Origin of the sequence: Streptomyces sp. NPDC088553, assembly GCF_044752965.1 — a bacterium.
Classification (GTDB): Bacteria; Actinomycetota; Actinomycetes; order Streptomycetales; family Streptomycetaceae; genus Streptomyces.
The window spans coordinates 423,577-447,957 of the sequence record NZ_JBIVMG010000008.1 but is presented as its reverse complement, the minus strand read 5'-3'; the positions used below and the strand labels follow the sequence as shown (position 1 = coordinate 447,957).

Sequence of the window (24,381 nt, the reverse complement as noted above, 5' to 3'; positions counted from 1 at the left end):
AGCGGCCCGGCCCCCTGTCGAGGGGGCCGGGCCGCTCACTCGTGCGCCTAGACGGACGCCGGGCGGCTCGGGTCGTCCGACATGTGGCGGCGGAACATCCGCGTCGCCGTGATCTCGCCGTGGATCGTCTCGCCCTCCGCCGCGGTCTGCGGCAGACCCGGGCGCAGGTGCTCCTCCACGCTGATGTACTTGAGACCGGCCCGCAGGTCGGCGTCGTTGCGCAGCCGGATCACCAGGGGGAACTCGGCGAGCGCGGTCGTGTCGAACAGACCCGTCGTGTACAGGAGCTGCACGCCCAGCGCGTCCGACACGGCCCGCTGGAGCTCCAGGAGGTACGTGGCGTTGGCGCGGCCGATCGGGTTGTCCAGGAACAGGGTGCCCGCGTGCCGGTGCTTGTCGCGGCCCCGGTCGTTGGAGCGGAGCGCCGCCATCGTGCAGTACAGGGCGATGGCCGCGGTGAGCAGCTGACCGCCGGAGAAGACGTCGCCCATCTGCCCGACGGGCACCCGCTCGGCGCGCAGCACCGCGTCCGGCTTGAGGATCTCGACGGAGACGCCCTTGGGTTCGAGCGCCGCCTGGACTCCGCGGAGCAGCAGGGACATGCCGTCGCGGCGCAGGTCGGAGTTCTTCTTGACGGCGGCGCGGGTCGCCTCGTCGACGACCTCGCCGAGCCGCTCCGCGAGGGTGGCCTGGTCGGGCTCCTCGAAGCGGATCCGCAGGAACTCCTGGCCCGACCACTCCCCGAGGCCTTCGGGGAGGCGGGAGAGCCGCTGCGCCGAGCGGAGCGTCGCGAGCGAGGACTCCACCAGACCGCGCAGCCGGTCGACGATCGAGTCGCGGTTGCGCTCCAGCTGCTCCAGCTCGTCGGTGAGGACCCTCAGGCGGGGCGCGAAGGCCTCGGCCCACTTGGCGGCGTGCTCGGGCAGCGCCGACGCGGGCAGTTCGCGGATCTGCTGGCGGGCCGGAGTGCGGACCTGCTCGTAGCGGGTGGAGTTGGCGTGCCGTACGAGGATGTCGCTCGCCTCGCGCACAGCGGCGTCGGCCGCCGACAGCTCGGCCGTGCAGGAGCGCAGCGAACGACGCGCCTCGGCGGCCGTCGTACGGGCCTCCTCCAGGCTGCCGGGGTACGGCTCGGTCTCCTCCCGCTCCTCGTCGGTGTGGTCGCGGAGCAGGTCCCGCAGCAGGGCGGAGGTCTCGTCGAAGCCGCCCGCCGCGTCCTCGGCGGCCCGGTGGTCCCGGAGCAGCCCGGTGTGGGCGGCGCGGGCCGACTCCAGGGCGTCGGTGCGGGAGGCCAGTTCGGCGGTGGCGGTACGGAGCAGGGCCTGGGCCCGCTCGGCGTCGGCGGGGACGAGGCCCTCGGGCAGCTCGGTGTGCTCCTCGCCGTCCTCGGGGGCGAGGCGCTCCGCCTCGCCGCGCAAGCGGCCGAGCTTCTCACTGGCCTCCGACGCGCGGGTCTCCAGCATCTGGACGAGGGCCTCGGCGCGGGCGGCGGCGGCCTGCCGGGACGGGCCGTCGGCGCCGTCCGTGGACTCCAGGAGCTGCTCGGCGCGGGTGCGGACCTTGTTGGTGAGGCGGTCGAGCTCGGCGAGGGCGGCGGACTCGTCGCCCTCGGCGCGGGCCTGCTCGGCGCGCAGGTCGGCGCCGACGCCGACCTTCTCGTACAGCTGCGACGCGGCCCGGTAGGCCTCGCGCAGGGTGGGCAGCGCGGCGCGGGGCGCGGGCGCGTCGCCCTCGGGGAGGGTGTCGGGGGCGCCGGCGATCTCGGCGCGCTCGGCCCGCAGGGCGCGGGCGGTGCGGTGGGCGTCGTCGGCGGAGCGCTGGGTCGCGCGGCGGTCCTCGTCGGCGGCACGCGCGCGTTCCAGACAGGTCTGGGCGCGGGCCTCGGCCTCGGCGGCGTCGTCGGCGAGCTCGCGGAGCTTGGCCTGCCAGGCGGACCGTTCGCGCAGCCGGAAGGCGAGGCCCGCGAGGGCGTCGGCGACGCGGCGGGCACGCTGGGCGGCCTCCTGGCGCTCGTCCCGTACCTGGGCGGCCTCGGCGGCGGCCTCGTCGGCCTCCGCGCGCGCGGCGCGGGCCTCGTCGAGGGTGGCGGTCGCGGCCTCCGCGGTCTCCCGGGCGGTCGCGGCGACGGCCGCGAGTTCGGCGAGCATCCCGGGCGGGCAGTCGGCGCGCCAGGAGCCGATCCGCGCCGCGAGGGAACGGTCGCCGGCGAGGCGGGCGGCGAGGGTGCGGATCTCCTCGTCGCGGGCGGCGGCGCGGGCACGCAGGGCGTGCCGTTCCTCGTCGGCCGCGTGCTCGTCGTGCATGGCCGGGTTCGGCGGGACGAGGAAGACGCCCGTGTCGTCCGCGGTGTCCTGCGCCGGTACGGGGGCGAGCAGGGCGGCGGCGGTGCCGACGGCCACCGCGGAGCGCGGCAGCAGGGCCGCGGTGCCGAGGACCTCGCGGGCGCGGCCGTACGAGACGGGGTCGGTGATCACGACGCCGTCGACCAGCTCGGGGCGGGCGGCGAGGACGCGCGCGTGGTCGGCGGGGTCGACGGCCTGGGCGAGGTAGCGCCAGCCGGGGAGGGCGGGGATGCCGTGCTCGCCGAGGTACTCGACGGTGGCGAGGACGTCGGGGCCCGGCGGCAGCAGGCCGCCGTCGCCGAGGGCGCCGAGGATGCGGGAGTCGTCGGCCGCGGCGGTGCGCAGCTCGAAGAGCTGGCGCTCGGCGGAGGTGACGGCCTGGTCGAGCATGCCGCGCAGTTCGTCGGCGTACCGGTCGAACTCGGTGACGGTGAGCGGGCCCTGGGGCTCGCCGCCGGTGTCCGTCCCGGCGGCCTCCTCGGTGTCGGCGCCGGGGGTCGCGGCGCGCTGTCCGGGCAGGGGCGAGCCGGCGGCCGGGAGACCGGTGGCCGGGAGGCTCAGGAGTTCGGCGAGGCGCCGCTCTCCGGCGAGCGACTCGGCGGCGCGGCGCTCCGCGTCGTAGGCGTTGCCCGCGGCCTCTGCGGCGTCCGCGGCACGGGCCGCGGCGAGTTCGGCGCGGGCCTCGGCCCCGGCGGCCTCACGCGCGCGGTCGGCTGCCGTACGGGCGGCCTCGCGTGCGGTGTCCCAGGCGGCGACCGTGGTCTTCTCGGCGTCGCTCGCGGCGAGCGCGGCGCGGGCGGGGTCGGCGTCGGGCGCGGTGTCGTCGAGCCAGCCGGCCCGTACGGCCTCGGCGGTCTCCTGCTCGACCTCGGCGAGACGCTGGCGCAGGTGCCCGGCCTCGCTGCGGGCCCGCTGGGCCTCGGTCGCGGCGGCCGTGGCGTCGCGGTGGGCGGTCTCGCCGGCTTCCTGGAGGGCGGTGGAGCGTTCCTCCTCCTCGGCCGCGTGGCGCTCGCCCTCCTCGGCGGCGGCGGAGAGCGCCCGTACGAGGTCGGCGGCGGCCTCGGCGCGGGCCGCGAGGGCCGGGGCGGCGTCCCGCTCGGCCTCGCGGATGGCGGCGGCCACGCGCGCGGAGCGGTCGCCGGCGGCGCGGTGGCGGAGGACGACCTCGGCCGCCTGCCAGGCGGAGTGCACGGTGCGGGCGTCGGTGAGTTCGCGGCGCTGGGACGCGGCGCCCTTCTCGGCGGCGGTCAGCGCCAGGGAGGCGTGCCGGTAGGCGAGTTCGGCGGCGATGAGGGCGGCGCGCCCGCGGGCGGTCTCGGCCTCGGCGACGGCGTGTCCCGCGGAGGTGACCCGCTGGGCGAGTTCGGCTCCCCGCACGCGTTCCACGGCGGCGCGGGCGGAGAGCCGGCGGGCCAGGGTACGGGTGCGGCGCTCGGCCGCCGTGTGGATGTCGCGCGCGGCGGAACGGGTCCCGGCGGCCTCGACGATCCGGTTGAGGAGGTCCACGGAACCGGCCGTGAACTCGCGCTCGGCGGTGAGCTCGGCGCGGCGGCCGAGCTTGTTGCCGAAGCCTCCGACGAGGTCGGCGAGACCGTCGGTGTCCCGGGTGTCGGTGACGGCCCGCAGCAACAGGTCGGTGAAGTCGGAGTCCTTCTTGACCGCGAAGAGGCCGGCCGCCTCGCCCTCGTCGGCGTTCATCTCGCGCTGGTAGCGGAAGAGCTCCGGGTCGAGCCCGAGCTCGCCGAGGTGCTCGTTCCAGCGGTCGTGGATCTCCTCCCAGGAGACCTCCAGGTGCGGGTACGCCTTGCCCGCCTCCGTGAGCGCGTCGCGGAAGCCCTTCATGGTGCGGCGGCGGCCGGTGGCGCCGGAGGCGCCCTCGACGGGGGCGCGGACGGACGTCGCCTCGGCGACGGGGAGGTTGTCCAGGCTGAGTCCCGGGCCGGGCCGGAACGAGTACCAGGCCTCGGCGAACTTCCGCGGGTCGGAGGAGACCTGCCGGCCGCGCCACTCGCTGGCTTTGCCGACGACGACCAGTTCGCCGGTGAGGGTGTGCTGCCACTCCAGGGCGACGTGCCCGCAGTCGTCGGCGAGGAGGAACTTGCGCAGCACGCCGGAGCTGGCGCCGCCCAGGGTGTTGCGGTGGCCCGGGAGCATGACCGAGAAGATCAGCTTGAGGAGGACGGACTTGCCGCCGCCGTTCTCCAGGAAGAGCACGCCCGCGGGGGCGGGGCGGCGCGGCGGGCCGACCGGCTCCTCCTCGAAGAACTCCGCCTGGGTGGGGGCGGGGTGGGGCACGGGCGCGCCGACCCCGCGCAGGTCCAGGACGGTGTCGGCGTAGCGCGCACCGGCGGGACCGATGGAGTACAGGCGGACCCGGGACAGCTCGTACATGGCGAGGGACTCTCGTGCTCTCGTGCTCGGGAAGAACGGTTACGCGGGGCGGGCGATGACGCCGACCGGTCGCTCGGGGCGGTGACGCCGACGGTCACGCGGGGCGGTCACGCGGACGGTGGCGCGTGGAAGGGCAGGCCCGCGTCGGCCGCGATCTCCAGGTCGTCGCCCTCGGGCGGCGGCAGGAGGGTGGCGGAGCCGTCGCTGACGGGGACGACGCCGAGTTCGAGGAGCTCGGCCATGGCGGCGGAGCCGGCCATGTCGCGGACCTGGAGCTGGTAGCGGGCGGTGGTGCGGTAGGAGCCGCCGCCCTCGTCCCCGGTGCGCTGCAGGAAACCGGAGTCGGTGAGGAAGGCGGCCGCCTTGCCGACGATGCCGGTGGTGGATCCGGCGAGGCGGCGGGCGTCCTTGGTGGCGCCGGTGGCGCTGCGACGGGCGTAGATCCGCCAGGCGGCCTCCAGGCCGGGGGCGTCGGACGCCGGGTCGGTGTTCTCGCCCTGCTCCTCGGCACGCTGCTCAAGACGCAGACAGGCCTGCCGTACGAACGCGTCGACGCCGTTGACGGTGAGCCGGCCGATGTACGCGTCGTCCGCGAGGTCCTCGGGGCGGGGGAAGGCCATGGCGGCGACGGCGAGATGGGCCAGGCCGTGCAGGAACCGGTCGGCCGAGTCGGTGGAGGCGCGGCGCGCGTAGTCGCCCATGCGGACGGCGAAGACGGAGTCCTCGCCGGCGGTGACGGCCATTCCCGCGCGCGGGGAGACCTCCAGGACGATGAGGCCGAGACCGGTCGCGACGGCGTCGGCGAGGCGCGCGAAGGCGGGGTCCTCGCGATAGCGGCGCAGCAGCTCCGCGTACTCGGCGTCACGGGCGGGGAGCAGCTTGGGCTGCAGCCCGAAGGAGACGAGGCGGGCCGCGTCGGAGGCGTCGGCGGGGGTGACGGCGGGCGTGGCGCCGCCGCCCGTGGAGGCGGCCGGGGGCTGCGGGGGCTCCTGCTCGCCCCACGCGTCGGCGTACTCGGCGTGGGTTTCGCTCACGGCTGGGGCTCCTCGGTACGGCTCTCGGTCGATGGGGGGACGGCGGGGGTGATGGGTCCGGCGGGGCGGGGTACCGGCAGGGGGACCGGGGTGACGGCCGCGGGGCGCTCGGGGGCACCGGGGAGGCCGACGGGCGTGGCCGTGGTGTCCATGAGGCGCACGGGACGCACGGACGGGGTGCCGCTCCGCCGGTCGGACGTCGTGCGGGACGGCGGGGGCACCGCCACGACACCGAGGCGGGGCGGTGTGCGGGGGACGCCCGGGGCCGGGTCGTCGCTCTCGCCTCGTGCGCCGGCGGGGGGGTCGATCCGGACGTGGCGGAGGCGGGGGCCGGGGGCGGAGCCGACGGTGGGGTTGACCGGCTCGGGCTCCTGGCCTTGTTCCGTGTCGGCCGGCCGGGGCGGAGGGACGGGCAGGCCGGACGGGACGGGCGCGGCCTCGCGCGCGCCGGTCTCCGGCCGGTCTGCGACGGCGCTGTCCACCACGGTGCTGTCCTGGGCAGCGCTGTCCACTACGGCGCTGTCCTGGGCAGCGCTGTCCACTACGGCGCTGTCCACGGTCGCGGTGTCCGGGGCCACGGTCACGTCCGCGGGAACGGGCGGGACGAGGGTCACGAGGCCTCCGTCCGGCCGGCTGCCATGCCCGCGGCGTCGAGCAGCGCCGTACCGACGATGAGGTCGGCGCCGCCGAACTCGGGGTCGTCGAGCGGGGTGCCGTCGTCGACGGCGAAGAGGAGGCGCTCCTCGCCCTGGCGGTAGGCCGTGCCGACCGGGGGGCTCGCCGCGTGGACGGCGAGGAGGGCCACGAGGTACGGCAGGTCGGCGTCGAGCTCGCGGGCCTCGGCCAGCAGGCCGGAGAGCCGCCGCGGGGCGTCGTGCTCCAGGTCGAGCAGTCGCATGGCGCTCGCGAGCTGCTCCTCGCTGAAGCGAGAGTCGTCCGGGGTGGCGATGAGGTCGGGTTCGGGCATCTCGGCGCCGAGGTGCTCGCGCTCCACGGGCGGGGTGAGGAGCAGGTCGACGAGGTCGCCGAGCCGGACGGACGCCGGGGTGCGCAGACCGGTGCCGCGCGCGAAGAACGCGTCGGTGACCTTGGCTGCCTGCTCGACGGGGAGCGGCAGGGTCGGCGCCACGAGCTGCCCGTACAGGTCGAGGCCGGTGTACGACGTGGGCGCGGCGAAGGCCTGCCGGTCCTGCTCGGCGCGGAAGAGGGGCCCGGCGTCCAGGAGGCGGGACTGGAGCTGGGTGTGGCGCCGGATGCAGTCCTTCACTATGTCGACGAGCTCGGCGGCGCGCCGCTTGTGCTCGGCCGTCTTCGCGTCGGACGTGGCCTCGGCCTCGTCGCGTGCCTTGCGGATGTTGGTGAGGATCGCGTTCTCGTGGCGGTAGCGGTCGGCGACGTGGTCGAGCGCCTCGGCGATCATGTCGGGCACCGTGTTGAGCCAGTCCACCGCGCGCACGTTGCGCCGGGTGGCCTCCAGGGTCTTGCGGAGGGTCTCGGCGTACTGCACGGTCCGGTACCGCGCCTGCTCGGCGGCGAGCTGGGCGTCGGCGAGCCGGCCCCGGTTGATGAGGACCTCCAGCTTCACCTCGGCGGCGATCTGGGCGCTGGTGACGTCGGTGTCGAGGGCGCCGACCAGGACGTTGACCGCCTCGTCGGTGGTCCGGAGGTAGACGCCACCGCCGTACCCCGGGACCTCCTCGATGAGCTTGAAGTCGTAGTCCCTGCGGACGTACACGCCGTCGGTGCCGAAGGTGCCGTAGACGGCGCGGAAGCCGCGGTCGACGCTGCCGACGTTGATCAGGTTCTCCAGGACCCAGCGGGCCACGCGCTCGTGCTCGGCGGCGGGGCGGGCGGGTGCCTGGGCGGCGACGCGGGGCAGCAGGCGGGCGACGATCTGCTCGTGGTCGGCGCCGGTGTCGAAGTCCATGTTCAGCGTGATGAGGTCGATCGCCGAGAGGGCCACCTCGGCCATCGCGTAGACGGTGTACTCGCCCGCCAGGTTCGCCTTGCGCGCGTCCAGGTCGTGCAGCGGGGCGGTGCACGCGAGCGCGCGGAGGCGCCGCGCGAGCCCTTCGTCGGCGGCCGGGCCCTGCGCGGGCCGCGGCCCCGCGCTGAGCTGGGGCGGAGCGAGGTCCGTCGAGGCAGGCGAAGTCACGGTGGACAGATTAGGTCCTCGAACTGACAACGGTCGAAACGGCGCAGATGCGACCGGTCCCGGTCGGGGCCTCGGAGCGGTCAGTCCGAGGGGCCCGCCGGGGCCTCGACGGCCTTCGCGTACGCGGCGGCGACGCGGGTGCGGGAGTCGTCGAGGTAGCGGACGAGGAGCCGTTCGGCCGTGGCCCGCTCACCGGCTCGCAGGGCGTCCAGGATCTCGCGGTTCCGCGCCAGGTACGGCTCGTGCAGCGCCCGCGGGTCGTCGACGACGTGGAACGCGAGACGGAGCTCGGCGAGGACGCCCCGCATCAGCTCGTCGGTTCGTGCGCTGCCCGCGAGGGCGACGATTTCGCGGTGGAAGTGGATGTTGGCCGTGGAGACGCCCTGCCAGTCGCCCGCGCGGGCGGCGGTCTCGCCCGCCACCACGGCCACGGCGAGCGCGTCGAGGGCGTACGGGGGCTGTCCGAGGCCGCGGACGACGGCGCACTCGACGAGCCGGCGGGTGCGGTAGATGTCGTCCACGTCGTCGGCCGCGAGGACCCGGACGAAGACCCCTCGGTTGAGCTCGTGGACGAGCAGCCGCTCGTGGGTGAGGAGCCGGAAGGCCTCCCGCAGAGTGTTGCGGGACACACCGAGCGCGCCGCCGATGCCCTCCTCGGAGAGCCGGGTGCCGGGCGGGAAGTACCCCTCGGCGACCCGGGTGCGCAGGATGTCCGCGACCCGCTCCGCCGTGCTCGTGCGCCCGAGCAGCACGCGGTCGTCGGTCAGGCCCCCGGCTTCACTCGCTGTCACGGCGCTCCCTGTCGTCCTCTGCCGTCTTCTTGTCGGATCGTTCAACAATCCTCTACGTTGACGGCATCGTACGGTCCCCCGTGCCGCCCCGGCACGGCTCCCCCCTGCTGCGAGGTGCAGATGCGCACGTCCCCGGACCAGAGCCCGGCCGAGGCCCTGATCGACCTCAACGCCGATCTCGGTGAGGGCTTCGGACGCTGGACGCTCACCGACGACGAGCAGCTGCTGTCCGTCGTGACCAGCGCCAACGTGGCCTGTGGCTTCCACGCCGGGGACGCGGCCACCATGCGGCGGGTCTGCGAGCTCGCCGCCGCGCGCGGGGTACGGATCGGGGCCCAGGTCTCGTACCGGGACCTGGCCGGTTTCGGGCGGCGCTCGATGGACGTGCCGGCGGCGGAGCTGGCGGCCGAGGTGGCGTACCAGATCGGCGCCCTGGAGGTCTTCGCGCGGGCGGCCGGCGCGCGCGTGGCGTACGTGAAGCCGCACGGCGCGCTCTACAACCGGGTGGTCCGGGACGAGGAGCAGGCGGCCGCGGTCGTCGAGGGCGTCCTGCTCGCGGACCGCACGCTGCCGGTCCTGGGGCTGCCGGGGTCGCGGTTGCACGAGGCCGCGACGGAGGCCGGGCTGCCGGTCGTCCCGGAGGCGTTCGGCGACCGGGCCTACCGGGCGGACGGCACCCTGGTGCCGCGCGGGCAGGCCGGGGCGGTCGTCAGCGACCCGGACGCCGTGGTGGAACGGTCGGTCGCCATGGCCCGGTTCGGGGTGGTCACTGCGCACTGCGGCAGTTCCGTCGCGGTGCGGCCTCGGTCGCTGTGCCTGCACGGCGACACCCCGGGCGCGGTCGACCTCGCCCGGCGGGTCCGTGAGCGCCTCCAGGGTTCCGGTGTGCGGGTCGAGGCCTTCGCGTGAGCGCCACCGCCCCGCGCGTGTTGCGCGTGGGCGAGCGGGCGCTTCTGGTGGAGCTGGCCGACGGCGAGGAGACGGAGGCGTTCCACGCGGAGCTGCTGCGGCGCCGGGCGGCCAGGGTGCTGCCCCGCGTGCGGGAGATCGTGCCGGCGGCGCGGACGGTGCTGCTCGACGGGGTGGCGGACCCGGACCGGCTCGCGGCCGAGCTGACCGGCTGGGAGGTGGAGCCGCTCCCCGCGCGCGTGGGCGGGGCGATCGAGATACAGGTCCGCTACGACGGGCCCGATCTCGCCGAGGTCGCGGCGCTGTGGGGGGTGTCCGTCGAGGCGGCGGTACGGATCCACACGGCGGCCGAGTTCCGGGTCGCGTTCTGCGGGTTCGCTCCCGGCTTCGGCTATCTGACGGGACTCGACGAGCGGTACGGGGTGCCTCGGCGAGCCACTCCGCGGACGGCCGTCCCGGCGGGCTCGGTCGCCCTGGCGGGGCCGTACACGGGCGTGTACCCGCGCTCCTCCCCCGGTGGCTGGCAGCTGATCGGCACGACGGACGTGGTCCTCTGGGACACCGGCCGTGAGCCGGCCGCGCTGCTGGCTCCGGGCACCCGGGTCCGCTTCACGGCGGAGGGCGCCGCGCCAGGGGGTGGACGATGACCGACCGGGCCGTCGTCGTGGTCCGGGCCGGGGCGCTGACCACCGTGCAGGACCTGGGGCGGACCGGCTACGCGCACCTCGGGGTGCCCCGCTCCGGCGCTCTCGACCCGGCGGCCGTACGCCTCGTCAACCGGCTCGTCGGCAACCCGGAGTCCGCGGCCGTCCTGGAGACCACCGTCGACGGCTGCGCCCTGCGGCCCCGGCGCGCTGTCACCGTGGCGGTGGGCGGAGCGCCCTGCCCGGTACGGGTGGACGGGCGCCCGGCCGCCTGGGGAACGGCGGTCCGCGTGCCCGCCGGGTCGGTCCTGGACATCGGCGCGGCCACGCGCGGGCTGCGCGCGTATGTGGCGGTCGGCGGCGGGATCGACGTCGAGCCGGTACTGGGCAGCCGCTCCACGGACCTGCTGTCCGGCCTGGGCCCGGCACCGCTGGCCGTGGAGACGGTCCTGCCTCTGGGACCGGACACGGGAACGGAGACGGCGGTGCGGGGTTCGGTCGACGCTCCCCCGTGGCCCGGCCCGCCCGACGAACTCGTCCTGCGGGTCCGGCTCGGGCCGCGCGACGACTGGTTCACGGACGCGGCGCTCCGGACCCTCGTCACGCGCGCGTACCGGGTGTCGTCGGCGAGCAACCGCATCGGACTGCGCCTGGAGGGCCCCGTCCTCGATCGGGCCCCGCACGGCGAGCTCGCGAGCGAGGGCATGGTCCTGGGCGCGGTCCAGGTGCCGCCGGACGGGCGGCCCGTGGTGTTCCTCGCCGACCATCCGACGACCGGGGGCTATCCGGTGGTCGGAGTGGTGCGGGAGACGGATCTGGGCGCGGTGGCCCAGGCGGTGCCGGGCACCCCCGTGCGGTTCACGCCGGTGCGCTGAGCGCTTCCGGCCGGTACGCGGGTGGCCGACCGGACCGGGCGGCCCCGCGTCGGCCCTCACTCCTCCTCGGGCGGCGGGCCGTAGCCACCGCCGCCGGGGGTACGGAGGACCAGGACATCGTCGGGGCCGACTTCCGTGGTGGCCGCGCCGCCGAGCTGCTCGACGGTGCCGTCCGCGCGTTCCACGAGGTTCTCGCCGAGAGCGCCCGGTTCGCCGCCCGCCATGCCGTACGGCGGGATCCTGCGGTGTCCGGTGAGGAGGGCCACCGTCATCGGCTCCAGGAACCGGATGCGGCGCTCCACCCCGTGTCCGCCCCGCCAGCGGCCGCGCCCGCCGCCGTCCTCCCGTACGGCGAAGGCGTCGACCCTGACCGGGTGGCGCCACTCCAGGATCTCGGGGTCGGTGAGCCGGGAGTTGGTCATGTGGGTCTGGACGGCATCGGCTCCGTCGAAGCCGTCGCCCGCGCCGGAGCCGCTGGCGACCGTCTCGTAGTACTGCACGCGCGCGTTGCCGAAGGTGACGTTGTTCATCGTTCCGGAGCCCTCGGCCTGGACGCCGAGGGCCGCGTAGAGGGCGCCCGTGACGGCCTGGGAGGTCTCGACGTTCCCGGCGACGGTGGCGGCCGGAGGTTCCGGCGCGAGCATGGAGCCGGGCGGGACGCGGATCTCCAGCGGCTCCAGGCAGCCGCTGTTGAGCGGGATGTCCTCGTCGACGAGGGTGCGGAAGACGTACAGGACGGCGGCCATGACGACGGCCGTGGGCGCGTTGGCGTTCCCGGGCAGCTGCGGGGAGGTCCCGGTGAAGTCGAGGACGGCGGAGCGCCGTTCGCGGTCGACGCGGACGGCCACCTGGATGACCGCGCCGCCGTCGGTCTCGTAGCGGTACGCGCCGTCGTCCAGGCGGGCGACGATGCGGCGCACGGACTCCTCGGCGTTGGCGCGGACGTGCCGCATGTAGGCGCGCACGACGTCGAGCCCGAACTCGTCGACGGCCCGGCGCAGTTCCTCGATGCCCTTCTCGTTGGCGGCGATCTGGGCGCGGAGGTCGGCGAGGTTGGTGTCCGGGTCGCGGGAGGGATGGGGGGCGCCGGTGAGCAGGGCCCGCGTCTCGGCCTCGCGCAGGTGTCCGTCGCGGACGAGCAGCCAGTTGTCGAAGAGGACGCCCTCCTCGTCGACGGTCCGGCTGAAGGCGGGCATGGAGCCGGGGGTGATCCCGCCGATCTCGGCGTGATGGCCGCGGGAGGCGACGAGGAAACGGAGTTCGGCGCCGGATGCGTCGAAGACCGGGGTCACGACCGTGACATCGGGCAGATGGGTGCCGCCGTGGTACGGGTCGTTGATCGCGTACACATCGCCGGGGCGCAGGTCGTCGCCGCGCCGCCGCAGGACCTCCTTGATGGACTCGCCCATGGAACCCAGGTGGACGGGGATGTGGGGAGCGTTGGCGATGAGGTTGCCCTCGGCGTCGAAGAGCGCGCAGGAGAAGTCGAGGCGTTCCTTGATGTTGACGGACTGGGAGGTGTTCTCCAGGCGGACGCCCATCTGCTCGGCGATGGCCATGAAGAGGTTGTTGAAGACCTCCAGGAGGACGGGGTCCACGTCCGTGCCCGCCGCCACGCGCGCGGGGCGGGGGGTGACCCGGTGCAGGAGGAGGTGTCCGGTGTCGGTCGCGGTGGCCCGCCAGCCGCTGTCGACGACGGTCGTGGCGTCGGCCTCGGCGATGATCGCCGGCCCGTCCAGGGCGCTGCCCGGCCGGAGGTCCACGCGCCGGTGGAGGGGAGCGTCGTGGGGTGTGCCGGCGCTGAACATCCGCACGGTGGCGTGTGGGGCGGGCGCGCCGTCGCGTTCCGCCGGGTGCTCGTACGCGTCGGCGGTGGGATCGGTGATGGGACCGGTGTGGACGGGCCCGTGCGGCCCCGCCCGACCGACGGCCTCCACGGAGACGGCCTCGACGACGAGCGGCCGGTCCATGGTGAAGGCGTACCGCGCGCGGTGCACCGCCGTGAACGCGGCTCTCAGCTCGTCCGCGGACGCGAGGTCGACCTGGAGGCTCGCGTCGGTGCCCGCGTACCGCAGGAGTACGCGCGCGTGGGTCGTGACCGCCTCGTCCGGCAGGCCGTCGGCGCGGAGCTCCGCGCGCGTGCGGTCGGCGAGTTCGGCGCAGAGGGCCTTCACGCGGGCGGGGGTGCCGGGCGCGTCGAGCTCCGCCTCGACGGACCGCTCCCGCATGGCGGTGGCGTCGGCGAGTCCGATGCCGTACGCGGAGAGCACGCCGGCGAGCGGGGGGACGAGCACGGTGTCGACGCCCAGGGCGTCGGCGACGGCGCAGGCGTGCTGACCGCCCGCGCCGCCGAAGCTGGTGAGGGCGTAGCGGGTGATGTCGTGGCCGCGCTGGACGGAGATCTTCTTGACGGCGTTGGCCATGTTGAGGACGGCGATCTCCAGGAAGCCCGCGGCGACCTCCTCGGGGGTGCGGCCGCCGCCGACCTCCTCCGCGAGGGCCGTGAACCGCTCCCGTACGACGTCGGCGTCCAGGGGCAGGTCGCCGCTCTCGCCGAACACGGCGGGGAAATGGGCGGGCTGGACGCGGCCGAGCATGACGTTGGCGTCGGTGACCGTGAGCGGTCCGCCGCGTCGGTAGCAGGCGGGTCCGGGGACGGCGCCCGCCGAGTCGGGGCCCACGCGGTAGCGGCGCCCGTCGAAGTGCAGCACGGACCCGCCGCCCGCCGCGACGGTGTGGATGCTCATCATCGGCGCCCGCATCCGCACGCCGGCCACCTGTGTACCGAGTTCGCGCTCGAAGGTGCCTGCGTAGTGCGACACATCGGTGGAGGTGCCGCCCATGTCGAAGCCGATGACCCGGTCGTGGCCCGCCTGTGCCGAGGTGCGGGCCATGCCGACGACACCGCCGGCGGGTCCGGACAGGACGGCGTCCTTGCCCCGGAAGTGCGCCGCCTCGCGCAGTCCGCCGTTGGACTGCATGAACATGAGGCGGATCCCGGCGAGTTCGTGGGCGACCTCGTCGACGTACCTGCGGAGGATCGGCGAGAGGTAGGCGTCGACGACGGTGGTGTCCCCGCGCGGGACGAGCTTGATGAGCGGGCTGACCTCGTGCGAGGAGCTCACCTGGGTGAAGCCCGTGTCGCGTGCGATGTCCGCGACGCGGGCCTCGTGCGCCGGATGGCGGTAGCCGTGCAGGAGGACGACGGCGGCCGAGCGGAGTCCGTCGCGGTGGGCGGCGGCGAGCGCCTCGGCGACGGCCGGTTCGTCCAGGGGCCGGACCACGTGGCCGTGGGCGTCGACCCGCTCGGGGACCTCGATCACGCGCGCGTAGACCGCTTCGGGGAGCACGATGTGGCGGTCGAAGAGCCGGGGCCGGTTCTGGTAGGCGATGCGGAGCGCGTCCCGGAAGCCCTCGGTGACGAGGAGGACGGTCGGCTCGCCGCGCCGCTCCAGGAGGGCGTTGGTGGCGACGGTGGTGCCCATCTTGACGACGGCGATCCGGTCGGCCGGGACGGGTTCGCCGGGCCCGAGGCCGAGGAGGAGGCGGATTCCGGCGACGGCGGCGTCGTGACGCCGGGCGGGATCGTGGGAGAGCACCTTGCGCGTGACGAGCCGGCCGTCGGGCCGTCTGCCCACGATGTCGGTGAAGGTGCCGCCGCGGTCGATCCAGAACTCCCAGCGCCCGTTCATCTCCCCATTGTGGCCGCGAGGGCGTCGGCGAGGGCGTCGTCCGCGCGCGCGTCGAGGGGGGCGGTGCCGGTGCCGTCGGCCCAGTGGCGCAGTTCCGCACCGGCGAGCAGCAGCAGCTGCGGGAGCAGGTCGCGGCTGCGCCGGAGGAGCCAGCCGGTGCCGGCGGTGGCGAGCCAGAACACGGCCTCCGCGCGGCTGGGCGGCGGCTGGGCGGGGTCCCGCGCAGGCGGGGCGCCGTGGGCGAGTCCCCGCTCGGCGAGCAGCCGGTGGAAGCCCCCGGCGACGGCGCGGTGGCCCCGCTCGCCGGGGTGCAGCCGGTCGGCGCTCCACAGGGTGCGGTCCTCGGTCCAGGAGTCGTCGGCGAGGTGCAGGTGGACGGCCCCGTACCGGGCGGAGAGGGCGTGCACGACGGCGTTGACCGCCCGCTGGCGGCGGGCGAGCGGGCGCGCCAGCGGGGGCGGCAGGCCGAGCATCCGGCCCGGGTCGGGCAGACAGGCGGTCAGGAGTACGGCTCCGGCGGCGTCGAGGTCGGCGCAGACGCGGCCCAGGTGGCGGGCGAGCACCCCGATGTCGAAGGTGCGGCGCAGGGTGTCGTTGACCCCGACGACGACGGAGGCGAGATGCGGCCGGAACGCGAGGGCACGCGGGGCCTGCCGGTCGGCGACGTCGCCGCTGAGGGCCCCGCTGACGGCGAGGTTCAGTAACGCCGTGTCCTGCCCCTCGGCCGCGAGCCCGTCGGCGAGCAGCGGCGCCCACCCCCGCCAGGCGCCGTCCACCCGGTCGCCGACGCCCTCGCTGAGCGAGTCCCCGAGCACGACGAACCTGACGGTGCAGGCGGGTGCCGTACGGGGGCGGGGCGGGGGTACGCGCGCGAGGACGGGCGAGGCGGCCGGGGCGGGCAGGACGGCGGGGGCGGGCAGGACGGCGGGGGCGGCGCACGGAACGGCGCGGCCCTGGACGGACGCCGACTCCCGGAACGTGACCGGGGCGGACGCCTGGTCCGGTGTCATCGCCGCACCTCCTCGGGGTGGCGCGGCTCCGCGGCCGGGAGGGCGTCGTGGGCCCGGAGGAAGGCGGTGACGGAGCGCTCCCAGGTGAAGACCTCCGCACGCGCGCGTGCGGCGCGGCGGCGGGTGGCCTCCGGCGCCGCGAGGAGCCCCCGTACGGCGGAGGCGAAGGCTCCCGGGGTGTCCACGGCGGCGGCCCCGGCCGCGCCGACGACCTCCGGGAGCGCGGAGGAGGCGCTGACGACCACGGGCGTCCCGCAGGCGAGGGCCTCCAGGGCGGAGAGACCGAACGTCTCGGCGGGCCCCGGAGCCAGGCACACGTCGGCCGACGCCTGGAGGTCCGCCAGGGCCTCGCGGTCGGCGACGTGTCCGAGGAACCGCACCGGAAGCCGCCGCTCGCGCGACCGTCGCTCCAGGGCGCCCTTCAGCGGCCCGTCGCCCGCGACCACGAGCGCCGCGTCGACGCCCGCGTCCCGCAGCTCGGCGAGGGCGTCCAGGGCGGTTCCGGGCCGCTTCTCGACGGAGAGGCGCGAGCAGAGCAGGAGCAGCACCCGCTCCCCGTCCGTGTGCCGGGCGCGGAGCACGGTGCTGCGGCGGCCGGGACGGCAGCGCTCCAGGTCCACACCGAGCGGGGCCCGTACGACGTTGCGCGCACCGATCCGTACGAACTCCCGCTCCGCCCACTCGGTCGTGCAGACGATCCGCGCGAACGCCCAGGCCGTGCGGCGGTTCAGCCGGTCCGCCGCGCGGGCGGCGAGGGCGGGCGGCACGCCCCAGGTGCGCAGCACGCCGTCGGCGGTCTCGTGGGAGACCATCACCGAGGGCACGCGGGCGCGTCGCGCCCACTCCCCCGTCCACCGCAGGGTCGTACGGTCCGAGACCTCGATCCGGTCCGGCGCGAGGTCCTGGAGCAGGTGACGCACCCGGCGCCGGTCGGCGAGGACCCGGTAGCCGCCGGTGCCGGGCAGCACCGGGCCGGGGAGGGTGATGACCCGGCCCTGCTCGGTGCGGACGTCGCTCGCGACCTCTCCGGGGACGATGAGGACGGGTTCGTGCCCGGCCTCCCGGTATCCCCGGCCGAGCCGGTCGAGAGCGGTGCGGAGGCCGCCCGAGGTGGGGGTGACGAAGTTGGCGAGCCGCACGATGCGGAGCCCGCCGCGGGCGCCGCTCATGCCGCCACCACCGTCCGCTCCCGCAGAACCTCCAGGTAGTGCCCGATCAGCTCGTCGCCGAGGGCCTCCCAGGTACGGCCCTCGACGGTGGCCCTGCCGGCCCGGCCGTACGCGGCGCGCAGGTCGGGTGCCGCCGCGAGCGAGGCGACGGCCTCGCGCAGCGCCTCCGGGTCCCCCGGCGGTACGAGGAGCCCGGTGCGCCCGTGGTCGACCAGGTCCAGGGGGCCGCCGGCAGCCGGGGCGACGACCGGGACACCGCTGGCCATGGCCTCCTGGACCGTCTGGCAGAAGGTCTCGAACGGGCCGGTGTGGACGAACACGTCCAGCGAGGCGAAGGTCCGGGCGAGGTCGTCGCCGGTGCGGCGGCCGAGGAACCGGGCGTCCGGGAGGGCGCCGCGCAGCGCCGGCCCGCTCGGCCCGTCCCCGACGACCACCAGCCGTACGCCGGGGAGCTTTCCCGCCCCGGCGAGGAGATCCACGCGCTTCTCGGGGGCGAGGCGGCCCACGTACCCGACGAGGAGCTCCCCGTCCGGGGCGAGTCCCCCGCGCAGGGCGTCGTCGCGCAGTTCGGGGCGGAAGCGGACGGTGTCCACCCCGCGGCCCCAGAGCCGTACGCGGCCGATGCCGTGGGCCTCCAGGTCGCGGACGGCGGCGGAGGACGGGGCGAGGGTGCGGTCGGCGGCCCCGTGGACGGCGCGGAGGCGGCGCCAGGCGGCGCCCTCGCCGGTTCCGACGTAGGTGCGGGCGTAGCCGGCGAGGTCGGTCTGGTAGACGGCGACGGTGGGGAGGCCGAGCCGGGTGGCGGCGGTCATCCCGCGCACCCCGAGGACGAAGGGTCCGGCGAGGTGGACGAGGTCGGCGCGGTGGGCGGCGATGGCGGCGGCGACGCGACGGCTGGGCAGGGCGACGCGGACCTGCGGGTAGCCGGGAAGGGGGAGGGAGGGCACCCGGACGACGGCGCAGGGGGCGTCGGCGTCCGCGGCCGGGTCGGCGACGGCGGGGGCGATGACGAGCGGGGTGTGGCCCCGCCGGACGAGGTGGCGCGCGGTCTGCAGGGCGCAGTGCGCCACACCGTTGACGTCGGGAGGGAAGGATTCGGTGACGATGACGACACGCATACGGGTGTTGTCGTCGCGTTCGGCGTGTCCCCGCCAACGTCGATCTGGACGGGGAGGGAACGTCCCATGAGCGTTTCGCGCGGGGCGCGCGGGTGGCCGGGAACGATCAAGCACGGGGACTTCCCGCCAGGTCCTCCACGGACCGGAGGATCAAGCGCCTGGGCCGGCGGCGGGGCTCGTCAGGCGTGGGGCCCGGCGGCCGGGCCCACCGGTCACCGGTCCTCCGGGGCGGGGCCACGCGCGGCGGGTTCTCCGCCGGGGGCCGCGCCGCCCCGGAGCCGGGTGGCGGGGGACGCCCCGGGTCCGACCGGTGGGGCCGGACCTCGACCGGGCCGCGTCAGACCTGGAGGTCCGGCCCTATGCGGTTGCGCACCGCGGTCTGGACCTCGACCTCCTCGGCCGGGTCCGCCGCGAGGCGGCGCAATCGCTCGGCGACGCGCACGTCACCGGTCTCGGCGTGCTGGGCCGCGACCTCGCGGGTGGTCTCCTCGCAGTCCCAGAGGCATTCGACGGCGAAGCCGGTCGCGAAGGTGGGGTCGGTGGCGGCGAGGGCGCGGGCCACGCGCCCGCGGAGCTGGGACGAGGCCGTCTCGCGGTAGACGTGGCGCAGCACGGGGGCCGCGCAGGCGATGCCGAGGCGGCCCGCGCCGTCCACGAGCCCGCCGAGCGCGGGCGCGTCGGGGCCTTCGGAGCGGATGGTGTCGCGGAGCGCGCCGAGGACGGAGGGGGAGTCCTGGGCGGTGCCACGGCAGGCGAGGACGTCGGCGGCGGCCGCGCCGAGGGCGTCGGTCCGGCGGACCCAGGCGCGGGCGCGGGCGACGGCGTCCTCTCCGCACATGCGGCGGTACGCGGCGATCGCGGCCTCGGCGACCTCGCGGGAGTCACCGTCGGCGGCGGCCTCGACGAGGTCGAGGACGGCGGGGTCCCGTGACTCGGCGAGGTGGTGCAGGGCGGCGCCCCGGGCTCCCACGGAGCCGTGCCGGGCCGCGGCGAGGAGTTCGGGCCGGTCCTCGGGTCCGGCGACGGCGGTGAGGCAGCGGGCGGCGGGGCCGTACAGCACGGCTCCGCGCTCGTATCCCTCCTGTGCCCAGTCGAGGACGGCGCGCACGCTCCAGCCGGGGCGGGGCCCGGCGGGGCTCATCTGGCGCTGCCAGCGGTCGAAGGAGCCCTGTTCCTGGGCGGCCCTGACCCGGGCGCCGACGGCGTCGCGCTGGTCCTCGGCCCACAGCCGCCACGGGCGGGGCTCGAAGGCGTCGCGCACGACGCCGGCCAGCTCGGCGTCGCCCTCGGCGTCGGCCGGGAAGCGGGCCAGCACGGGAACGGCGAGCGCGCGGAGGCCGGCGTCGTCGTCGCGGAGCGCCAGCTCGTCGAGGGCCCAGGCCCAGTTGGTGCCGTTCGCCGCGTACCGCCGGAGCAGCAGCAGGGCGTCCTGGCGTCCGTAGGAGGCGAGGTGCCCGAGGACGGCGAGCGCGAGCCCGGTCCTGGACTCCTCGGTGTCGAGGATGTCCTCGGCGCCGAAGAGATGCGCCTCGATCTCGTCGAGACCCCCGTGGAGGTCCAGGTAGAGACGGGCGTAGTAGAGGGAGCGGTTCTCGACCTGCCAGTCGTGGCGGGGGTCTTCGAGAACGCAGTGGTTGAGGGCCGCGAGGGCCTCGGCGCGTGGCGCGGCGAGCGCGTGCAGGGTGCCGTCGCCGCGGCCCCGCTGCAGCAGGCCGAGCAGGGTGCCGCTCGGCGCTATGACTGGATCGAACATGGGGAGACGCCTCACATCAAGCTGTCGACACGACCGGGGGATACCGGGAAGACCCGGGTCGGGCGGTACTTCGCCCGTACGCCTAGGCCGTGCGGCGACATGTCGGGCCGCTCGTCGTCCATCGCCTGCCAGTGACCATCTTCCTCAGCCTCTCGTCGGTGGCCCGTTTTGCCGGGCCCGACGTCATGATGACCCACCCATTTCGCCACCGCGACCACATTTACGACGCCGCTCTCACCTGGGGTTCAGCGCTCGTTCACCGGGATCCGAAGAGCTCGACGAGTTCGGCCTTGCCGAACATCCGGGCGGTGTCGACGGCGGACGGAGTCCCGGCTTCCGGATTTGCGCCGCCGGCGAGGAGGGCGCGGACGACGGCGTCCTCGCCCTTGAAGACGGCTCCGGCGAGCGGGGTCTGGCCGCGGTCGTTGGCGCGGTCGGCGTCGGCACCGCGCGCGAGGAGGGCGGAGACCGCGGCGGCGTGACCGTGGTAGGCGGCGAGCATGACGAGGGAGTCGCCCTTGTCGTTGGTGAGGTTCGCGGGGACCCCCGCGTCGACGTAGGCGGCCAGCGCGTCGGCGTCCCCGGTGCGGGCGAGGTCGAAGACCTTGGACGCCAGCTCGATGACCTCGGGGTCCGGAGTCTCGCTCATCGGGTGGGCCCGCCCTTCTCCTGCGTTGTCGACCTGTGCACGGCAAGCGCGGCCGTACGAGTGAATCGACAGGGTACTGCCCGTTCGCCGACATGACCGCGCCCGGCCGAGGCAAAGATCACGGCAGTCCGCCGTCGGCCGCTCCTCTAGCGCACGCCGGGCATTTCGCCACTCGACAGCCCGTTCGACGTCCGCCGGTCAAGTGAAATCGCCCGTTTTTCACTCTAATGCACCTTTAGTCACATAGATACTTGCTGTGAACTTGGAAGGACTCATGGTGACTGTCCCCTCAACCAGGAGAACAACCAATGATCCTGTCCATCTCAGGCGTGGTCCTGCTCGGCATCATCTGCTTCCTGTTCTTCAAGAAGGACGGGATGAAGGCCTCGCACGCCCTCGTCAGCGCGCTGTTCGGCTTCTACCTCGCGGGTACGGCCATCGCCCCGAGCATCACGGCGGGCGGGCAGAGCCTCGCCGGCCTTCTGGGCGGGATCAAGTTCTGACGCCCTTCCGTCCCTTCCACCACCTCAGGAGTACCTCGTGGCCCGGCGACCACTCCCCCGCATTCTGAGCAGCGGCAGCGCACAGATCGCTCGTAGCCGAGAGATCGCGCGCACGGCCGCCGACAGTGCCACCGACGTGCTCCATCCACTGATCACGGTCTCCCGTGGTCTGCGGAAGCTGGCCGTGTCCGCGCGCGCCAGGTGGGCCGCGACCCCCAAGGAGCGGCGTGGTCCTACGCTGCTCCTGGTCGCGGCCTGCGTCCTGGTCGTCGCGCTGATGCCGTACGGGCCGCTCCTCGCGCTCGTCACGCTCATGGCCGCGGCCGCGTGGAGGGGGCGCGAGCGCCCGGTCGTCAAGACCGGGCCCGACGACGCGGAGATCGCCCGGCTCAAGGGCCTGTACGAGGCCCTCGTGCCGTACTTCTCCGTCCCGGACGACCCCGCCCCGCTCTTCGCCCACGGCGGCGACTGGAGCGGCGCCTTCACGGAGTACGCCTTCGACGAGGACGGGCGTCCCACCCGGCTGAAGATCGCCTACCCTCCGTACTTCACCGACGGCGAGCCCGCCGCACGCGCGCGCATCGAGCAGTTGCTGCACGCCAAGTCCGGGCGCGGCCGTGAGTACCGCTTCGACTGGGACGAGGAGGGCAACCGGCTCGTCATGAGCGTGCTGCCCGCCCTGCCCACCACCATCGCCGCCCAGCGCTTCGTCACCGTGCCGGGCGAGACCGTCCTGGGCTTCACCGACGCGGACGCCGTCCAGCGGACCGTCCCCGTGGTCGGCTCCGACGGTACGGAGGACGCGCCGGCCGTGGTCTGGCGCACCGGCCCCCGCTCCACCGAGCCGCATCTGCTGGTCGTCGGCCAGCCGGGCAGCGGCACCACCTCCCTGCTGCGCTCGATCGCGCTCCAGGCCCTCCCCCACGGCGACGTGCTGATCGTCGAGGGCGGCGGCACCGGCGAGTACGCGTGCCTCACCGGCCGCGACGGCGTCCTGGCCGTCGAGTGCGGGCTCTCCGGCGCACTGGCCACCCTGGAGTGGGCGGCGCACGAGACGGAACGACGGCTCATCGCCGCCAACCGGGCCCGCCAGGCGGGCCACCCGGCCCCCGAGGACACCCGGCGACCGCTCTGGATCCTGCTCGACCGGCCGGGCGTCCTCGCCGACCTGGCGGCCGCCAACGGCCGCCCCGACCCGCAGGAGCTGCTCCAGGTGCCGCTGCGGCACGGCCGCGCGGCCCAGGTCACCGTGGTGGTCGCCGAGCAGTTCGACAGCGCGGACACCCTGAGCGAGGCGGTACGGAGCCACACCAGGGCCCGGATCGTGCTCGGCCCCGCCACTCCCGACCAGATCGCCGCCGTCCTCGGCACCGAGCCGCACACCACCCCGACGCCCCAGGTCCCCGCGGGCCGCGGCTACGCGCGCCTGGGCACCGGCCCGGTGCTGCGCCTCCAGGTGCCGGCGACCCCCGACCCGTACGACGACGCGACCAGCGAGGCGCACCGGCAGGCAGTGCTCGAACTCCTCCCGGAGCGCCGCGCGGCGACGACCATGGCCATCGAGACGGTCACCGTGAAGAGCCCCGAACCGGCCCCCGCGCCCCGCGCCGAGCCGACCCCCGGACCCGCCCCGCTGCACGCCCCCGTCCCCGCGGAGGGCTGAGCACCCCGCGCGCGTGAAGAGGCCGGTACGGACCCCCCCAGGTCCATACCGGCCTCTTCGCGCTTCACGGGTCCGTACCCGGCCTCTTCGCGTGACGCGGGTTCCGTGCCGGCCTCTTCGCGTGACGGGCGAGCCCGCGGGCGGCTACGCCACGAACGAGCGCGGCGGTTCGGCCCCCCCGCCCGCGCCCGACTCGACCAGCCGGGCCGCGGCCGCCAACCGGGCGGCGGCCTCGTCGGCCACCGGTCCGCCGACCGTGAAGGGCAGCCGGACGAAGCCCTCGAAGGCCCCGTCCACGCCGAACCGGGGGCCCGAGGGGACCCTGACGCCGACCCGCTCCCCCGCCTCGGCGAGCCGGGAGCCGGAGAGACCGCCGGTGCGGACCCAGAGGGTGAGGCCGCCGCGCGGCACCGAGAACTCCCACTCCGGGAGTTCCCTGCGGACCGCGGCGACCAGCGCGTCCCGGTTCTCCCGCGCCTGGTCGCGGCGGAGGGTGACGGCCTCCTCCCAGCCGCCGGTGCGCATGAGCCAGTTCACGCCGAGCTGTTCGAGGACGGGGGTGCCGAGGTCGGCGTACGCGCGCGCGGCCACCAGGGAACGGATGACGTCGGGCGCCGCCCGGACCCAGCCGATGCGCATGCCCGCCCAGAAGGCCTTGCTCGCCGAGCCGACCGTGAGGACGGTGGAGCCGGCCGGGTCGAAGGCGCAGACCGGCCGGGGCATCTCCAGGTCGTCGTCCAGGTGGAGCTCGGCCATGGTCTCGTCGACGACGAGGACGGTGCCGGCCGAGCGGGCGGCGTCCACGAGCTGCCGGCGCTGGTCCTCGTCGGCCAGGGCGCCGGTCGGATTGTGGAAGTCGGCCACCACGTACGCGAGACGGGGTGCCGCGTCGCGCAGCACCTGCCGCCAGCGGCCCAGGTCCCAGCTGCCGAGCCCCTCGGACATGGCGACGGGCACGAGTCGGGCCCCGGCCTCCCGCATCAGCTGGAGGATGTTGGCGTACGACGGGGACTCGACGGCGATGCGCTCGCCGCGGCCCGCGAAGAGGTGACAGATGGCGTCGATGGCCCCCATGGCACCGGTCGTGACCATGATCTGCTCCGGCATCGTGGGGATGCCGCGCGCGGTGTACCGGTCGGCGAGCATCTGCCGCAGCGCGGGCAGCCCCGCCGGGTAGTCGCCGTGCGTGTGGGCGTACGGGGGCAGTTCCTCCAGGGCGCCCTGGACGCCGCGCGTGAGCCAGGGCTCGGGCGCGGGCAGCGCCGCGCAGCCGAGGTCGATCATCGAACCGAGCGCCTCCGGGGGCAGCGGTTCGAGTCCTCGCGCGGGCAGCGGGTTCCCGGCCGGTACGGCGGTCCAGCTGCCGGCCCCCCGCCGCGACTCCAGGAAGCCCTCGGCGCGGAGCGCCTCGTAGGCCGCCGCCACCGTCGTGCGGCTGACGGTCAGGGCGAGGGCGAGTTCCCGCTCGGCGGGCAGCCGGGCGGCGACCGGGACGCGGCCCTCCAGGACGAGCAGCCGGATCCCGTCGGCCAGGGCGCGATAGGCGGGCGGCTTCCGCGTCCCGGGTCCGGCGGGCCGCGGCTGCTGCGCCTGGAGCTGCCGGGCGAGCTGAGCCGGTCCTACCGCCGAAGTCCACTGGGCCATCGAAATCAGTCCACCTTCCTCGAATTGGCCATGGTTGGC

The 24,381-nt window shown here is 75.7% G+C and carries 17 protein-coding genes; 5 read left to right on the top strand and 12 right to left on the bottom strand.

Going from position 1 to position 24,381, the window contains the following annotated elements; all coding sequences use genetic code 11:
• Positions 1–47: 47 nt before the first annotated feature.
• The 5 genes from ACIP8Z_RS28365 to ACIP8Z_RS28345 form a co-directional block, all read right to left on the bottom strand.
• Positions 48–4,733 carry a hypothetical protein gene (locus ACIP8Z_RS28365; protein WP_402088252.1) on the bottom strand — a complete coding sequence of 1,562 codons (4,686 nt, stop codon included), beginning with the start codon at positions 4,731–4,733 and terminating at the stop codon, positions 48–50.
• A 107-nt stretch (positions 4,734–4,840) separates the two neighbouring features.
• A complete protein-coding gene (locus ACIP8Z_RS28360; RefSeq protein WP_319322256.1) occupies positions 4,841–5,767 on the bottom strand; it encodes a hypothetical protein in 927 nt (308 codons plus the stop codon).
• Positions 5,764–6,381, bottom strand: a complete 618-nt coding sequence (locus ACIP8Z_RS28355) for a hypothetical protein (protein ID WP_402088249.1) — start codon at positions 6,379–6,381, stop codon at positions 5,764–5,766. Before ACIP8Z_RS28355 ends, ACIP8Z_RS28360 begins: the two co-directional genes overlap by 4 nt.
• Positions 6,378–7,922 (bottom strand): hypothetical protein, encoded by a 1,545-nt coding sequence (locus ACIP8Z_RS28350; protein WP_402088247.1) that lies wholly within the window; start codon positions 7,920–7,922, stop codon positions 6,378–6,380. Before ACIP8Z_RS28350 ends, ACIP8Z_RS28355 begins: the two co-directional genes overlap by 4 nt.
• A gap of 80 nt (positions 7,923–8,002) precedes the next feature.
• Positions 8,003–8,713, bottom strand: coding sequence for a GntR family transcriptional regulator (locus tag ACIP8Z_RS28345; RefSeq protein WP_402088245.1), 711 nt, complete (start codon positions 8,711–8,713; stop codon positions 8,003–8,005).
• A 120-nt stretch (positions 8,714–8,833) separates the two neighbouring features.
• Here ACIP8Z_RS28345 and ACIP8Z_RS28340 point away from each other — a divergent pair, with 120 nt between their 5' ends.
• Genes ACIP8Z_RS28340 through ACIP8Z_RS28330 form a run of 3 tightly spaced genes read left to right on the top strand, consistent with a single transcriptional unit; the run spans position 8,834 to position 11,141 of the window.
• Complete coding sequence (locus tag ACIP8Z_RS28340) at positions 8,834–9,622, top strand: LamB/YcsF family protein (protein WP_402088243.1); 789 nt, start codon at positions 8,834–8,836, stop codon at positions 9,620–9,622.
• Entirely contained in the window at positions 9,619–10,269 is a 651-nt protein-coding gene (locus ACIP8Z_RS28335) for an allophanate hydrolase subunit 1 (RefSeq protein ID WP_402088241.1), read from the top strand. The genes ACIP8Z_RS28340 and ACIP8Z_RS28335 overlap by 4 nt, the downstream gene beginning before the upstream one ends.
• Complete coding sequence (locus ACIP8Z_RS28330) at positions 10,266–11,141, top strand: biotin-dependent carboxyltransferase family protein (protein ID WP_402088240.1); 876 nt, start codon at positions 10,266–10,268, stop codon at positions 11,139–11,141. The genes ACIP8Z_RS28335 and ACIP8Z_RS28330 overlap by 4 nt, the downstream gene beginning before the upstream one ends.
• A 56-nt stretch (positions 11,142–11,197) precedes the next feature.
• On the opposite strand, the gene ACIP8Z_RS28325 is transcribed toward ACIP8Z_RS28330, so the two are convergent.
• The 6 genes from ACIP8Z_RS28325 to ACIP8Z_RS28300 form a co-directional block, all read right to left on the bottom strand.
• On the bottom strand, positions 11,198–14,833 hold the full coding sequence (locus tag ACIP8Z_RS28325; RefSeq protein WP_402088238.1) for a hydantoinase B/oxoprolinase family protein: 3,636 nt from the start codon (positions 14,831–14,833) through the stop codon (positions 11,198–11,200).
• A complete protein-coding gene (locus tag ACIP8Z_RS28320) occupies positions 14,830–15,843 on the bottom strand; it encodes an SGNH/GDSL hydrolase family protein (protein WP_402088236.1) in 1,014 nt (337 codons plus the stop codon). Before ACIP8Z_RS28320 ends, ACIP8Z_RS28325 begins: the two co-directional genes overlap by 4 nt.
• Positions 15,840–17,012 carry a glycosyltransferase gene (locus ACIP8Z_RS28315; RefSeq protein ID WP_402088233.1) on the bottom strand — a complete coding sequence of 391 codons (1,173 nt, stop codon included), beginning with the start codon at positions 17,010–17,012 and terminating at the stop codon, positions 15,840–15,842. Before ACIP8Z_RS28315 ends, ACIP8Z_RS28320 begins: the two co-directional genes overlap by 4 nt.
• Positions 17,009–18,130, bottom strand: coding sequence for a glycosyltransferase family 4 protein (locus tag ACIP8Z_RS28310; protein ID WP_402088231.1), 1,122 nt, complete (start codon positions 18,128–18,130; stop codon positions 17,009–17,011). Before ACIP8Z_RS28310 ends, ACIP8Z_RS28315 begins: the two co-directional genes overlap by 4 nt.
• A 337-nt stretch (positions 18,131–18,467) precedes the next feature.
• Positions 18,468–19,883: a HEAT repeat domain-containing protein gene (locus tag ACIP8Z_RS28305; protein ID WP_402088229.1), complete on the bottom strand. Its 1,416-nt coding sequence runs from the start codon at positions 19,881–19,883 to the stop codon at positions 18,468–18,470.
• Between the two features lie 256 nt (positions 19,884–20,139).
• Complete coding sequence (locus tag ACIP8Z_RS28300) at positions 20,140–20,532, bottom strand: ankyrin repeat domain-containing protein (RefSeq protein ID WP_402088227.1); 393 nt, start codon at positions 20,530–20,532, stop codon at positions 20,140–20,142.
• 308 nt (positions 20,533–20,840) lie between these two features.
• Here ACIP8Z_RS28300 and ACIP8Z_RS28295 point away from each other — a divergent pair, with 308 nt between their 5' ends.
• Positions 20,841–21,035: a hypothetical protein gene (locus ACIP8Z_RS28295; protein ID WP_015032212.1), complete on the top strand. Its 195-nt coding sequence runs from the start codon at positions 20,841–20,843 to the stop codon at positions 21,033–21,035.
• A 37-nt stretch (positions 21,036–21,072) separates the two neighbouring features.
• Positions 21,073–22,698: a hypothetical protein gene (locus tag ACIP8Z_RS28290; RefSeq protein ID WP_402088225.1), complete on the top strand. Its 1,626-nt coding sequence runs from the start codon at positions 21,073–21,075 to the stop codon at positions 22,696–22,698.
• A gap of 144 nt (positions 22,699–22,842) precedes the next feature.
• Here the strand turns inward: ACIP8Z_RS28290 and ACIP8Z_RS28285 are convergent, their stop codons facing one another.
• The gene (locus ACIP8Z_RS28285) at positions 22,843–24,342 is read right to left on the bottom strand and encodes a PLP-dependent aminotransferase family protein (protein WP_402088223.1); all 1,500 of its coding nucleotides are present in this window, start codon (positions 24,340–24,342) and stop codon (positions 22,843–22,845) included.
• Between the last annotated feature and the right edge of the window lie 39 nt (positions 24,343–24,381).

Bases quoted from the DNA above. Each gene is read 5' to 3' on its own strand.
- ACIP8Z_RS28340 (WP_402088243.1), top strand. From the start codon at position 8,834: ATGCGCACGTCCCCGGACCAGAGCCCGGCCGAGGCCCTGATCGACCTC.
- ACIP8Z_RS28365 (WP_402088252.1), bottom strand. From the start codon at position 4,733: ATGTACGAGCTGTCCCGGGTCCGCCTGTACTCCATCGGTCCCGCCGGT.
- ACIP8Z_RS28330 (WP_402088240.1), top strand. From the start codon at position 10,266: ATGACCGACCGGGCCGTCGTCGTGGTCCGGGCCGGGGCGCTGACCACC.
- ACIP8Z_RS28310 (WP_402088231.1), bottom strand. From the start codon at position 18,130: ATGCGTGTCGTCATCGTCACCGAATCCTTCCCTCCCGACGTCAACGGT.
- ACIP8Z_RS28325 (WP_402088238.1), bottom strand. From the start codon at position 14,833: ATGAACGGGCGCTGGGAGTTCTGGATCGACCGCGGCGGCACCTTCACC.
- ACIP8Z_RS28305 (WP_402088229.1), bottom strand. From the start codon at position 19,883: ATGTTCGATCCAGTCATAGCGCCGAGCGGCACCCTGCTCGGCCTGCTG.
- ACIP8Z_RS28295 (WP_015032212.1), top strand. From the start codon at position 20,841: ATGATCCTGTCCATCTCAGGCGTGGTCCTGCTCGGCATCATCTGCTTC.
- ACIP8Z_RS28320 (WP_402088236.1), bottom strand. From the start codon at position 15,843: ATGACACCGGACCAGGCGTCCGCCCCGGTCACGTTCCGGGAGTCGGCG.
- ACIP8Z_RS28285 (WP_402088223.1), bottom strand. From the start codon at position 24,342: ATGGCCCAGTGGACTTCGGCGGTAGGACCGGCTCAGCTCGCCCGGCAG.
- ACIP8Z_RS28315 (WP_402088233.1), bottom strand. From the start codon at position 17,012: ATGAGCGGCGCCCGCGGCGGGCTCCGCATCGTGCGGCTCGCCAACTTC.
- ACIP8Z_RS28300 (WP_402088227.1), bottom strand. From the start codon at position 20,532: ATGAGCGAGACTCCGGACCCCGAGGTCATCGAGCTGGCGTCCAAGGTC.